The sequence below is a fragment of the Streptomyces sp. CA-294286 genome (assembly GCF_050947155.1).
Taxonomy (GTDB): domain Bacteria; phylum Actinomycetota; class Actinomycetes; order Streptomycetales; family Streptomycetaceae; genus Streptomyces.
On sequence record NZ_CP192005.1, the window covers coordinates 669,836 to 682,612 of the forward strand.

General features: G+C 72.7%; 8 protein-coding genes. All 8 read right to left on the reverse strand.

The genetic code is table 11. From position 1 onward, the window contains the following. Positions 1 to 52: 52 nt before the first annotated feature. Complete coding sequence (locus ACQPZG_RS07790; protein WP_433545098.1) at positions 53 to 1,651, reverse strand: nitroreductase family protein; 1,599 nt, start codon at positions 1,649 to 1,651, stop codon at positions 53 to 55. A 49-nt stretch (positions 1,652 to 1,700) separates the two neighbouring features. Next, positions 1,701 to 3,836: a TOMM precursor leader peptide-binding protein gene (locus tag ACQPZG_RS07795; protein WP_433545099.1), complete on the reverse strand. Its 2,136-nt coding sequence runs from the start codon at positions 3,834 to 3,836 to the stop codon at positions 1,701 to 1,703. An 82-nt stretch (positions 3,837 to 3,918) separates the two neighbouring features. Then, the gene (locus tag ACQPZG_RS07800) at positions 3,919 to 4,065 is read right to left on the reverse strand and encodes a hypothetical protein (protein WP_433545100.1); all 147 of its coding nucleotides are present in this window, start codon (positions 4,063 to 4,065) and stop codon (positions 3,919 to 3,921) included. Positions 4,066 to 4,148: 83 nt separating this feature from the next. Further along, positions 4,149 to 6,392, reverse strand: coding sequence for a TOMM precursor leader peptide-binding protein (locus tag ACQPZG_RS07805; protein WP_433545101.1), 2,244 nt, complete (start codon positions 6,390 to 6,392; stop codon positions 4,149 to 4,151). A gap of 452 nt (positions 6,393 to 6,844) precedes the next feature. Next, complete coding sequence (locus ACQPZG_RS07810) at positions 6,845 to 8,029, reverse strand: XdhC family protein (RefSeq protein WP_433545102.1); 1,185 nt, start codon at positions 8,027 to 8,029, stop codon at positions 6,845 to 6,847. Positions 8,030 to 8,091: 62 nt separating this feature from the next. Beyond that, the gene (locus ACQPZG_RS07815) at positions 8,092 to 9,549 is read right to left on the reverse strand and encodes an NCS2 family permease (RefSeq protein ID WP_433545103.1); all 1,458 of its coding nucleotides are present in this window, start codon (positions 9,547 to 9,549) and stop codon (positions 8,092 to 8,094) included. Positions 9,550 to 9,781: 232 nt separating this feature from the next. Further along, the gene (locus ACQPZG_RS07820; protein ID WP_433545104.1) at positions 9,782 to 12,166 is read right to left on the reverse strand and encodes a xanthine dehydrogenase family protein molybdopterin-binding subunit; all 2,385 of its coding nucleotides are present in this window, start codon (positions 12,164 to 12,166) and stop codon (positions 9,782 to 9,784) included. Between the two features lie 4 nt (positions 12,167 to 12,170). Further along, positions 12,171 to 12,776, reverse strand: a complete 606-nt coding sequence (locus tag ACQPZG_RS07825) for a (2Fe-2S)-binding protein (RefSeq protein ID WP_433545105.1) — start codon at positions 12,774 to 12,776, stop codon at positions 12,171 to 12,173. Position 12,777 lies beyond the last annotated feature (1 nt).

The window sequence follows — 12,777 nt, forward strand, 5'->3', positions numbered from 1 at the left end:
GGTGGGCGGGGACGGGCCGCGGCGGGCCGGTTACCGGCCGGTCGCGGCCCGTTCAGTACAGGCGGTCGTCGAGCCGCGCCGCGCCCTCCTGCGGGGGGCCGAGGAAGAGGCAGAGCAGTCCGTGCCGGGCCTCCCGGTCGAGCCCGAGTGCCGCTTCGAGCACCGGGCCGTCGAAACCGAGCACCACTCCGCTGGCCAACCCTCGGCGTGCAGCGGCGAGTTGCAGGAGCTGGCAGGTGGCCCCTGCTTCGACCGCGGCCCGGCGGTAGGCGCGCGCACCGGCCGCGCGAACGGTGTGCTCGGGCTGCCAGTTCGGCACCAGCGTGACGGCCGCCTGGCCGACGGAGTAGTTGGAGAGGCTGTAGACCCTCTCGTCCAGCGGTCGGTACCGGACACCTGGGACCGGGACCAGGGCGTGCCGTTCCGGCAGGTAGTCGTAGACGCCGGGAGCGACTGCCTCGACATTGCGCACGGAAAGGCGCAGGCCGGTGGGTTGCGGGCCGCCCTCGCCGGTACGCAGGCCGCCCGCCGCCTCGTGCAGCACCGCCCCGAGGTCGGCCACCGGGAGCGGACGTGCTCCGTTGAGCAGTCCGTTGGCCGACGTCCGGACGGCGAACGCGTCCACGAGAGCCGCGCGGCGCGTCGGCCCTGTGGGCAGCGGGACGAGGCTCCGCGCCGGTTCGGGCGCAGGTGACGGGGGCGTTCCGGGGCGGGCCCGGCCCGAGGTCGCCCGGTGCACAGCGGCGACCCGGTCGAACCTGCGGGTGCGCACGGAGCGTTCGTGCCGTGCCCTGCCGACTGGTGCGCAGTCGGGTCCGGGCCCGTACGGCCCGTCGCCCCCCGTGGCCCACGGGAGCGGCAGCACGGCGAGTACCGCGCCCTCCCCCGGCTCCGTGCCGGCCGCGTCGGCCAGCGCGGCGTCGTCGAAGGACAGCCGCGGACGGCTCTCCAGGCCGGTTTCCTGACACAGGGCGTCCCACGACCCGAGGAAGGCGCCGAGGTCGTGCAGCATCAGGTGGTAGGCGAAGTCGCTGTACTTGTACGCCGTCTTCCAGAACCGCACGGTGCACAGCAGGAACTGGTCGGTGCGCGGTTCGCGATCCCGGGCGCCGTCCAGCGCGGCCCGGATCCGCGGGCTCGGGTCACCGATCCGCAGGGCCTCCAGGGCGTGCAGCCCCGACGCGTAGTGGTACACCCCGGCCGGCACCGGGGCCGAGGGGCCCGCCGCCCAGAGCAGTTCCACCGGGTACGCGCCACCGCCCGAGGCCGTGCCCCGCCCCCAGCGCGCACCGGTGACGCTCTCCCTGCCGTCGGTGTCGGGACTCCAGTCGATGCGCCAGCGCCGGGCGACCGGCCCCGCCGAGAGCTGGAGGAAGGAGGCCAACGACGAAAGGTCGAACGCGCCGTCGGAAACGGTGAGTTCACCGCGGTGCAGCGGCAGCGCAAGCCGGTCGGCGGCCGGGTGGTGGGTGTGCGGGGAGGGCCGGTCCGCCCAGTCGGGCACGAATCCGGGCGGGGAGAGCGGACGCGTCCAGCGGTCGCGTACGGCATGGACGTAGTCGAGCACCGTCCGCTCGGCGGACGGATCGGGGCGTGCCCCGCCTTTTGCGGTGGGGCGGGTCGCGGCGGGTCTGGTCGGCGACGCGGTCATCGTTCTCCTCCGGGACGCATGGACGCGGCGGCGGGCGCGGGGCCCGGGGTCAGGGAAAGGGGTGCGGGTGGCGGTGTATCTCGTGCTCGCCCAGGGGGGCGGCGCGCCGTCCCGCGCGGTGCGCCGCGGTGCGCAACCGCAGGCTGTGCAGGGCGCGTTGCTGATCCCAGCCGAAGTCGATGGGGAGGAGCCCGGGGGCCAGCACGGCGACGGTGCGCAGCCCCAGCGGTAGCTGTTCCGGCGACGACTGGTCGACGACGACCAGGTCGCCTCCGGCCGCGTCGACGACGGCGCGCGCACAGAAGTCCAGTTGCGCCAGCAGGTCCGCGGGAGCGGGCCGCACCCGTTCCCAGTCGGCGAACACCTCGGCGAGCGGGCGCGGTTCGCGCTGTTCCGCGAAGAGGAAGTCCGTGCGGTCGGCCATGGTCGGGTGGCCGTAGAGCATCAGGTGGTCGTGGAGCGTGCGCACCCGGTCGTAGTCCGCGGCCATGGCGAGGATGTCCTGCTCCGCGCCGGTCACCCGGTCGGCGAACCCTTCGACGAGTGAGGCCGCCTCGCCCACCGCGGACGCCACGGCTTCCGCCGGGTCGAGCGAGGCGGCGGCGGAGAACACCACGTCACCGGGGCCGGGGGTGTGTCGCTTCGCCAGGCAGAGGACGGCGGGGACAGGGAGGTCGACGCGCATGTCGAAGAGGTGGATGCCGTATCCGGCACCGGCCAGCCGGTCGATCAGCGCGGCCGTCTCCGGTCCGGCACAGTTCCCGGTCGCGAGGGGACGCGGCGGCTGGGCCCCGTACCAGGTGAGCAGGAAGGCATCGCGTTCGATCAGTTCCAGCAGTCCGTGCAGGGCGGCCTCTTCCAGGCAGCTGCCGGTGGCGCAGCCGTTGGAGGAGCTGGTGGTGAACCGCCGGCCCGGGGTTCCGGGCCCGTAGTACGCCAGTTGTTCGGGTACGAGGACGGAGGCGCCGTCGCGCAGGGAGTGGCCCCACACCCAGGACGCCGGAAGGTCGGGGTCGAAGGGTACGTAGCCGGGGGCGCGCCGTGCGTAGAACTCGGCACCGTGTTCCAGGCCCGTGGCGGGGTCCAGGGCGGGCAGCCCACGGCGTCGCAGCGCGCGAAGGGAGGTGTGCTCGGCGCGGCGGCGTCCGCGCGGCTGCTGCCCGGCGTACCTTTCCAGTCCTTCCAGGAAGGCGAGCGCCTCGCTCTTGGCGTAGCTTCCGGCATGGCCCGACCAGCTCACCTCGTACAGGTGCACCCCGTCGGTGCGGCTGCCGCCGAGCCGCATCGCCCCGTTGAGGTTCGCGTTCACCGCAGCTCCCCTGTCCGAGTCGGGGGAAAGGGCTCCGAGTACTCCGCACACGGGGTTGACCAGGGCCCGCTTCGGCAGGCGGTGGTCGCGCCAGTGCCGCAGTCGGGAGGCGTCGGGCGGCAGGGCGGGTCGCGGCGCGGGAAAGCCGGAGTCCTGCGGGGGCGCGTCGGGGCGGCGCGGTCCGCAGAGCGGGCAGTCGGGTTCGGCGAGGAGGGGGTGACGGGTGGTGCGGCCGGTGCGGAGGTCGATCTCCAGGACGTCGGCCGTCCCGGTGCAGTCGGCTTGCCTGCCGACGCCGTCCGCCGTGGTGGCGGCGGCCGTGGAGCCACCTCCCACCGTGGGGCCGCCGTCGGCCGTGGTGTCGCCGGCCGCCGTGCTGACGGCGGGCGTTCCGGTGCAGGAGGGCCCGCCCTTTCCGGGCCCCGCCTCCGCCTCCGCCTCCGCCGACAGCCTGGCCAGCGCGGCGACCAGGTGCGGGGCGCCGAGGACGGTGAGCAGTGGCAGGCCGGGGCCCGGCACGTGGCAGCCGCCGTCCCCCTCCAGAGCTTCGCGCTCGCGCTCGGCGCGCAGCCGGATCCAGCGGCGCTCCAGGCAGCCCGCGCAGGGGCGTGCTCCCGGGGCCCGAGGGACGACGGGCCCCACGAGTGCGGTGTCGCGGTACATCCTGACCGGCAGGACGAAGCGGGTGTCGGCGTCCGGCTCCGCGGGGACCGCCGCTTCGCGCGGGCCGGGGCCGGGGAGCCCGAGGACGCCGATCTCCACCCGCCACCCGGGGAGGTCGAGTCCGTACGCGGCAAAGTCTCCTGCGAGGTCCTGCCGCACCGCGTCCACCGCGGCGTCCAGACGCGTGTCGGTGGGCAGTGTCACGATCTCCATGGCTTCGGCGAACTCCCGTGTTTCGGTGGACGGCGCCGTGGCGGCCGCCCCTGCGGGCGGCCGCCACGGTCACGCGTGTGCGCTACTTCTTGTCGGGGACCTGGTTGCAGTGGCAGAAGCAGAAGACGCAGTTGCTGTGCAGGGAGTCCGGGACGAGCTCGGCGGGGACCGCCTCCAGTTCGAAGGACTCCACGGACAGGCTGTTCAGTTCTGCGAGTTCGTTCTTCATGTGTTGCTCCTTCGTGGACATCAGGGATGGGACTGCCCTCCAGGTGGTTCCCGGAGGCCCCCGGCGGTCGCCCGCCGGGAAGTTCAGCGGGTGAGCAGGACCCGGCCGGTGATCAGGGGCGCAGAGCGCCTCGTGAACGGCGGTGTCGTACTCACGAACAGGGCGTCGCGGCCGGTGCTGCGCAGCACCTCCAGGACGCCGGTCAGATCGGCCCGCGGGTTGTCCGGCAGGTCGGCCCGAGGGTTGGCCTGCAGGTCGGCAGGTACGGGGCCGTCGGCGGGGCCGGTGGTGGGAACGGCTCCGGTCGGGCCGAGCGCCGGCCAGTTGTCCGGGCAGACGAAGGTGCGCGGGCCGTCGAGGCGGGGGCCGGGGTGCGGGTTCTGGAGCACTCCGGCCAGTTCGAGGAGCGCGGCGAGGAGAGCGTCCGTACGGTTCAGGCCGACGCCTGCCACGTGTACGGACGGGTGCTGGGTTCCGTCCGTTCCTACGACGGCCACCCGGGCGGGTCCGTCGCTGGTCAGCTCGCAGAGCCGCAGTTCGCCGGAGCGTCGCTCCAGGGCGGGCAGGATCGACAGCTCGGCGCGTGCGGCCTCCTCGGTGGTCGGGACGAGGGTCTGTGCCTCGGCCTTTCCCGCGAGGCGGTCCAGCAGCCGCTCCCGCAGGAGCGCGGCGAGGATGCCCGAGAGCGCGGTCTCCGCGAAGCCGGAGCCCGCCGTGTGGCCGGTCGGTCCGGGGACGTCCGCCTGTGCGTCGCCGAAGGCGGCCTCCGCCGGTATCCAGACCGCGGCGCGGCGGGTCAGCGACAGGGCCTGTACCCAGGTGACGCCCACGTCGGGGGCCGTACGGAGCGACGGCGAAAGGAGCGGGGCCGCGGCCGGCGCGATCCCGGCGTCCGCGGCCACCTGCCGAGGAGTGGCGCGCAGGACGGGCAGGAAGGCCGGCCTCCCGGCGCGGGCCGCGGCGTCCGCGGCGAGCCGTCGCACTGCGTCCGCGCGGGCTCGCTCCAGCGAGAGGTGGCTGTGGCCGAATGCCGCCGGTCCGGGCGGACCGTTGCGGCGGACGCTGCCGGTCTTGACCAGGTGCTGGGAGAGGTCCGCGTCGTCGTATGCCGCGAGCAGGCCGGTCAGCGGGGTCATGGGCGCCTCGCTCAGCCGGCCCTCCTCCACGTCCTGCTCCCCCGCCGCCAGGGCGTGGAGGCGCTGCGCGTGGTCGTCCGGGGCGGCGGGTGGCGGGCAGTCGGGGCAGTGCGGATGTGCGTGCAGCGGCTCCCGGACGCTCTCCAGCGAGAGAACGTCCCGAATCACCAGAGCGCCGGTGAGTTCCGATTCCATGCATCCGGAGAGGCTCTTGAACATTTCGGCGGCGAGTTCGGACCCGACGGCGGCGGCGACGGCGGGATGCAGAATTTCCCGATTCCGGGACCGGCCGGACACTTTTTCACCGAACAGCGCCGCGGCGAATTCCGAGGGGCCGTATTCCGCCTGCTGGAGCTGGGCGCAGGTCCAGCACGGAGAATTCCGGCCGGAGAGCAACGGCCCCAACCTCAGTTCCTTTCCCTGCTGCCGTCCGGCCAGGAAGAGCAGGGAATTCTGCGCGGCGTGGTGGAAGAGCGCGTCGAGCAGCCGCAGCGACGGGCCCTGCGGCACGGCGAGCACCGCGTCCGGTCTCCAGCGTGCCAGCGCCGCGAGCACCTGGACGTCGTCCTCGGCGGGGAGCCGTTCGAACCGGCCGGCCTCCTCCAGGCCGTCCCGCCCCAGGTCGTCCGCGCGGCCGTCCGTGCCGGGTCGGCCGCCGTCCGGTACGGGCCCCGGGGAGGCGGCGTCGGGAGCCGGGCCCCCGCAGAGTGCGACGCGCCCCACGCCGTTGCGCAGGAGCATGCGCACCGCCGCCCGCGCCGATTCGCCCTCCCCCACGACCAGCACGCGTCCTGAGCGGATCCGGCGGAAGGCAGCCAGCGGGGTTTCCGTGTGGTGGGCGAGGAAGGCGATCTGTTCGGCGTACGTCTGCTGCGCTGCGGGGTCCACCAGAGCATCCGGCTCACCCCGGCGGCGCTGCACGAACCCTCCCTCCACGAGCTGACCGACGATCCGCTCCACCGCGGCCCTGCGCCCGGCGTCCAGCCCTTCGCACAACTCGTCCTGCGTCCGCCCCGCGGAAAGCGCGGGCGCGAGTGCCACCAGCCAGCGATAAGGGGCCTTCCCCTTCAGGAAGAAGTCACCGCGGCCACCCCGCAGAAGAACTCCGTCGGGCGCTTCGAGGAAGACCGCGTCCTGTCGGAGGAATAAAGAGAGTTCACCGATCGCGGGATTCTGCGTGTACTGCCGCACCGTAATTCCCCCTCGTTCACCCGCCGTTGACGGTCTCCAACCTATGCGTCACCGGAAAGGACTTGGCAACCTCAATTGGTCCGAATACGTCAACGTTGACAGGCACCACCCTTGGAGATTCACACAAATCACTTCCGGATCGCGAAAGTTGAGCGGAATTCTTTCTTCCATATTCCTCTGGGCGGAAAACGAGAAAACCCGGCACTCCCGAAAGGGAGTGCCGGGTCCTGCGCGGCTGTCCGGCGCGGCAGGCGGAGCCGGAGACCGCGGCAGACGCGGGCCGGCCGCGGTCGATGGCCGGGGCCGGGGTCCGGGCCGATGGCCATGGCCGGGGTCGACGGCCGGAGCGGGGTCGGAACCGGACCGAGGCGGGTCGGGGTCCGGGGCGTGGCCGGGGCGGACTGGGGCGGGCCGGGCCGGGTCGGGGCGGGGTCGGCAGGTCGAAGGCCGGGTCAGGCGACCGTCCCTGTCCGCTGCGACGCCCTCTGCGGCCCTTGCGCCCCCTGCGGCGGCCCGTCGCGATGGATCGGCGTATGGGCACCCGTCAAGGAGACGCCCGTCCCGCCCCTGCGCGCCGCGACGATCTCCGCCGCGATCGACAGTGCCGTCTCCTCGGGCGTCCGCGCGCCCAGGTCCAGGCCGATCGGCGAGTGGAGGCGGGCCAGCTCCTGTTCGCTCAGGCCGACCGCGCGAAGGCGTTCGTTGCGGTCGAGGTGGGTGCGGCGGGAGCCCATCGCGCCCACGTAGGCGACCGGAAGCCGCAGCGCCAGTTCCAGCAGGGGGACGTCGAACTTGGCGTCGTGGGTGAGCACGCACAGGACGGTCCGGCCGTCGATCCGGCCCGCGTCCCGCGTCGCGGCCAGGTAGCGGTGCGGCCAGTCCACGATCACCTCGTCCGCCTCCGGGAAACGGGCCCGCGTGGTGAAGACGGGCCGCGCGTCGCACACGGTCACGTGGTGGCCGAGGAACTTCCCGGCCCTGACCAGCGCCGCGGCGAAATCTATCGCCCCGAAGACGATCATGCGGGGGGCCGGCACGCTCGACTCGACGAGCAGCGTCAACGGCTGTCCGCAGCGTGAGCCGTCCGCGCCGATCTCCAGGTCGCCGGTCCGGCCCGCGTCCAGCAGCGCGCGGGCCTCGGCCGCCGCGGTGCGGTCCAGGCCGGGGTGCCCGCCGAGCCCGCCCTCGTACGTGCCGTCGGGACGGACGAGCAGCGGACGGCCGAGGAGTTCCGCCGGGCCCCGGGTGATCCGGGCGAGTGCCGCCGTCCCCCGTTCGGCGGCGGCCGCACAGGCGGCCGCGACGACCTCGCGTCCCGGGGAGTCGTGCCGCACCGGGGTGACGAGGACGTCGATGACGCCCCCGCAGGACAGACCCACGGCGAAGGCGTCCTCGTCGCTGTAGCCGAAGCGTTCCACCACGCTCCGGCCGTCGTCCAGCGCCTGCTTGCACAGTTCGTAGACGGCGCCCTCCACGCATCCGCCGGAGACCGACCCGATGGCCGTGCCGTCGCTGTCGACGGCGAGGGCCGCGCCGGGCTGCCGGGGCGAGCTCCCGCTGGTGGCCACGACCGTGGCCACGGCGAACTCCCGTCCCTGCCGGGCCCACCGGTCCAGCTCTTCGGCGATGTCCAGCACGGCGGTCTCCTCGGGTCGAGGTGCGGATGTGTGGAGGGCGTCGGACCCCCGTAGGGGTACTGCTACCCCACGCCGAGCCAGCTCTCCAGCGGGTGCAGGGCGAAGTACACGACGAAGATCGCCGTCAGTACCCACATGAAGACGCCCAGCTCACGCGCCTTGCCCTGGGCCACCTTGATGACGGTCCAGGCGATGACGCCCGCGGCGACACCGGTGGTGATGGTGTAGGTGAAGGGCATCAGCACGACGGTCAGGAAGACCGGGATGGCGGTGGCCCGGTCGGCCCAGTCCACGTGGCGCGCGTTCTGCATCATCATCGCGCCGATGACGACCAGGGCGGCGGAGGCCACCTCGGCGGGCACGACCGCGGTGAGCGGGGTGAAGAAGAGACAGGCCGCGAAGAAGAGGCCCGTGACGACGGCCGACAGGCCCGTACGGGCGCCTTCGCCGACTCCCGTCGCGGACTCCACGAAGACGGTCTGTCCCGAGCCGCCCGCGACACCGCCGATGGCACCACCGGCGCCGTCGACGAACAGTGCCTTGGACAGGCCGGGCATGCGGCCCTTGTCGTCGGCGAGCTTGGCCTCCGTGCCGACGCCGATGATGGTGGCCATCGCGTCGAAGAAGCCGGCCAGCACCAGGGTGAAGACGATCATGCCGACGGTCAGCGCGCCGATGTCGCCCCAGCCGGTGAACTGCACCTCTCCGAAGAGCGAGAAGTCCGGCATCGAGACCGCGCTGCCGGTGAGCTCGGGGGCACGGCCGGTCCAGCTCTTGGGGTCGATGTCGATGAGCGCGTTGAGGACGATCGCCAGGGCGGTGCCGGTGACGATGCCGATCAGGATCGCGCCGGGCACGTTGCGGGCCTGCAGCATGAAGATCAGCAGCAGGGTGACGGCGAAGAGCAGCACGGGCCAGCCGGCGAGTTCACCGGTCGGGCCGAGCGAGAGGACCGTCGCCTTGCCGGGGTGCACGAAGCCGGCCTTCACCAGCCCGATCAGGGCGATGAAGAGACCGATGCCCATGGTGATGCCGTGCTTGAGCGCGAGTGGGATCGCGTTCATGATCAGTTCGCGCAGCCCGGTGACCACCAGCAGCATGATCACGACGCCGTACATCACGCACATCGCCATGGCCTGGCCCCAGGTCATCTGGGGTGCGACCTGCGAGGCGAGTACGCCGGAGACGCTGAGACCGGCCGCGAGGGCCAGCGGGACCTTGCCGACGAAGCCCATCAGCAGGGTGGTGACGGCCGCTGCCAGCGCGGTCGCGGTGATCAGCGCCGGCTGGCTGAGGACGCTGCCTTCGACGTCCTCGCCGCCGAGGAGCAGCGGGTTGAGCAGGAGGATGTACGCCATCGCCATGAAGGTGGTGATGCCGCCGCGCACCTCACGCGCGACGGTGGACTGCCGGTCCGATATGTGGAAATAGCGGTCGAGCCAGGACCGCCCGGCCGGCGGGCGCGATCCCGCGCCGGCGTCCTCCGACGATGTTCTTGGCTCCACTGACGACTGGGTCATGATGCCTGTCTCCCAAGGTTCACAGGGGCATCCCGCACACCGCTCGCGGCTGGGGAATTCGGGGACTTCAAAGGGCTGCACGACCCGGAGGACGGTCCGAGACGAACGCATACGTACTGGACTTGCGGTGGGACTGCCGCCGGGTAGGCGGACTGTGGACCCCGGGCGACGTGGCGGAGGGAAGTGTGACGTCCCTGTCAGGCGGCGCCGCCCGGGGGGTTCGGGGGCGGGATCAGGTCCCGGTCAGGTGCTCCGGCCGTACCGGAGTGCGGTTGAGTTCCAGTCCGGTCGCCGCCCGGATCGCCGCGAGCACGGCGGGGGTGGACGACAGGGTCGGAGCCTCGCCGACACCGCGCAGCCCGTACGGGGCGTGCGCGTCGGCGAGTTCGAGGACGTCGACGGGGATGGTCGGCGTGTCGAGGATCGTGGGGATGAGGTAGTCCGTGAAGGACGGGTTGCGGACCTTGGCGGTCTTCGGGTCGACGACGATCTCCTCCATGACGGCGACGCCCAGGCCCTGCGTGGTGCCGCCCTGGATCTGGCCGACCACCGACAGCGGGTTGAGCGCCTTTCCGACGTCCTGGGCGCACGCCAGCTCGATGACCTTGACCAGTCCCAGCTCGGTGTCGACCTCGACGACGGCGCGGTGCGCGGCGAAGGAGTACTGGACGTGGCCGTTGCCCTGTCCGGTACGGATGTCGAACGCCTCGGTGGGCCGGTGCCGCCACTCCAGTTCGGCCTCGACGCTCTGTCCTTCCAGCACGTCGACGAGATCGGCCAGAACCTCCCCGCCGTCGGTGACGACCTTGCCGCCTTCGAGGAGCAGCTCGGCACTGGCCCAGGCGGGGTGGTGGGAGCCGAACTTCCGCCGGCCGATGTCCAGGACCTGTTCACGTACGGCCTCGCAGGAGTTCTTGACCGCGCCGCCGGTGACGTACGTCTGCCGGGACGCCGAGGTGGAGCCCGCGGAGCCGACCCCGGTGTCGGCGGGGTGGATGGTCACCTGGGCGACGCCCAGTTCGGTGCGGGCGATCTGGGCGTGGACGGTGACGCCGCCCTGGCCGACCTCCGCCATCGCGGTGTGCACGGTCGCGACGGGCGCGCCGCCGACGACCTCCATGCGGACCCGGGCGGTCGAGTAGTCGTCGAAGCCCTCGGAGAAACCGACGTTCTTGATGCCGACCGCGTAGCCGACGCCGCGTACGACGCCTTCGCCGTGGGTGGTGTTGGACAGTCCGCCGGGCAGTGCCCGTACGTCCGCGTCCTCACCCGCCGCGAGCCACTGCTGCTCCGGCGGCATCGGCATCGCCTTGACGCGGCGCAGCAGCTCGGCGACCGGGGCGGGCGAGTCGACGCGCTGGCCGGTGGGCAGGAGGGAGCCCTGCTCCATGGCGTTGAGCCGGCGGAACTCGACGGGATCCATCCCGAGCTTCGCCGCCAGCTTGTCCATCTGCGCCTCGTAGGCGAAGCACGCCTGGACCGCGCCGAAACCGCGCATCGCGCCGCAGGGCGGGTTGTTGGAGTACAGCGCGAGGGCCTCGATCTCGACGTCCTCGACGACGTAGGGGCCCACGCTGAGCGAGGACGCGTTGCCGACGACCGCCGGGGAGGCGGAGGCGTAGGCGCCGCCGTCGAGGACGATGCGGCACTTGAGGTGGGTGAGCTTGCCGTCCTTCGTCGCGCCGTGCTCGTACCGGAGCGTGGCCGGGTGGCGGTGGACGTGGCCGAAGAAGGACTCGAAGCGGTTGTAGACCATCTTGACCGGCTTGCCCGTGCGCAGGGCGAGCAGGCAGGCGTGGATCTGCATCGAGATGTCCTCGCGGCCGCCGAAGGCCCCGCCGACGCCGGAGAGCGTCATGCGGACCTTCTCCTCGGGCAGGCCGAGGACGGGCGCGATCTGGCCGAGGTCGGAGTGCAGCCACTGGGTGGCCACGTACAGGTCGACGCCGCCGTCCTCGCCCGGCACGGCCAGTCCGGACTCGGGGCCGAGGAAGGCCTGGTCCTGCATGCCGAAGACGTACTCGCCGGAGACGATGACGTCGGCGCGCTTCGCCGCCTCGTCGGCGTTGCCGCGCACGATGGGCTGGCGGTGCAGGATGTTGGGGTGCGGGACGTGCGCGAAGTGGCTGTCGGTGCGGTTCTCGTGCACGAGAACCGCACCGGGTGCGGTCGCGGACGCCTCGTCGGTGATGACGGGCAGTTCCCGGTACTCGACCTTGATCTTGGCGGCGGCGCGACGCGCCGTCTCCGGATGGTCGGCGGCGACGAGCGCCACCGGCTCCCCGTGGTGCCGCACCTTGCCGCAGGCCAGGACGGGTGTGTCCTGGAGTTCGAGACCGTAGTGCTTGGTCTCCGTGGGCAGGTCGTCGTACGTCAGGACCGCGTGGACGCCGGGAAGCGCGAGCGCCTCGCCGACGTCGAGGGAGACGATCTCGGCGTGCGCGACCGTGGAGCGCAGGGTGTGGCCCCAGAGCATGTCCTCGTGCCACATGTCCGACGAGTACGCGAACTCGCCCGTGACCTTGAGGGTTCCGTCGGGACGGAGGGTGGACTCGCCGATTCCGCCCTTGGTCCTGGTGCCCTGGCTGATGTTCGTGGGGGTACCGGTGACGCCCATGGTGCTAGACCGTCTCTTCCTGGTGTTCCTGCCGGGCCGCCGCGAGGCGGACCGCGTCGAGGATCTTCTCGTAGCCGGTGCACCGGCACAGGTTGCCCGAGAGTGCCTCGCGGATGTCCCCGTCGGACGGGGAGGGGTTGCGCTCCAGCATCTCGTCGGCTGCGACGAGGAGGCCGGGGGTGCAGAACCCGCACTGGACGGCGCCCGCGTCGATGAACGCCTGCTGGATGGGGGCGAGCCGCCCGTGTTCGCCGGTCCGGCCGTCACCCGGCTGGGCCTGGCTGCCCCTGTCGGCGTCCGGCGAGGTGCCGCACGCCCCCTCGGTGCCGCAGCCGGCGCCCGGGTGGGCGTCCCGGCGGTGCCGGGAGTAGTCGGCGAGGCCCTCGACGGTGACGACCTCGCGGCCCTCCACCTGGCCCGCCGCGACGAGGCACGCGCACACCGGCACGCCGTCGAGCCGTACCGTACAAGAACCGCATTCGCCCTGCTCGCAGGCGTTCTTCGAGCCGGGAAGACCCATCCGCTCCCGAAGCACGTACAGGAGGCTCTCGCCCTCCCAGACGTCGTCGGCTTCCTGCGGACGGCCGTTGACCGTGAAGTTGACGCGCATG

Excerpts from the sequence above, each read along its gene's own strand:
- ACQPZG_RS07790 (WP_433545098.1), bottom strand. The coding sequence starts at position 1,651 with ATGACCGCGTCGCCGACCAGACCCGCCGCGACCCGCCCCACCGCAAAA.
- ACQPZG_RS07820 (WP_433545104.1), bottom strand. The coding sequence starts at position 12,166 with ATGGGCGTCACCGGTACCCCCACGAACATCAGCCAGGGCACCAGGACC.
- ACQPZG_RS07815 (WP_433545103.1), bottom strand. The coding sequence starts at position 9,549 with ATGACCCAGTCGTCAGTGGAGCCAAGAACATCGTCGGAGGACGCCGGC.
- ACQPZG_RS07825 (WP_433545105.1), bottom strand. The coding sequence starts at position 12,776 with ATGCGCGTCAACTTCACGGTCAACGGCCGTCCGCAGGAAGCCGACGAC.
- ACQPZG_RS07795 (WP_433545099.1), bottom strand. The coding sequence starts at position 3,836 with ATGGAGATCGTGACACTGCCCACCGACACGCGTCTGGACGCCGCGGTG.
- ACQPZG_RS07800 (WP_433545100.1), bottom strand. The coding sequence starts at position 4,065 with ATGAAGAACGAACTCGCAGAACTGAACAGCCTGTCCGTGGAGTCCTTC.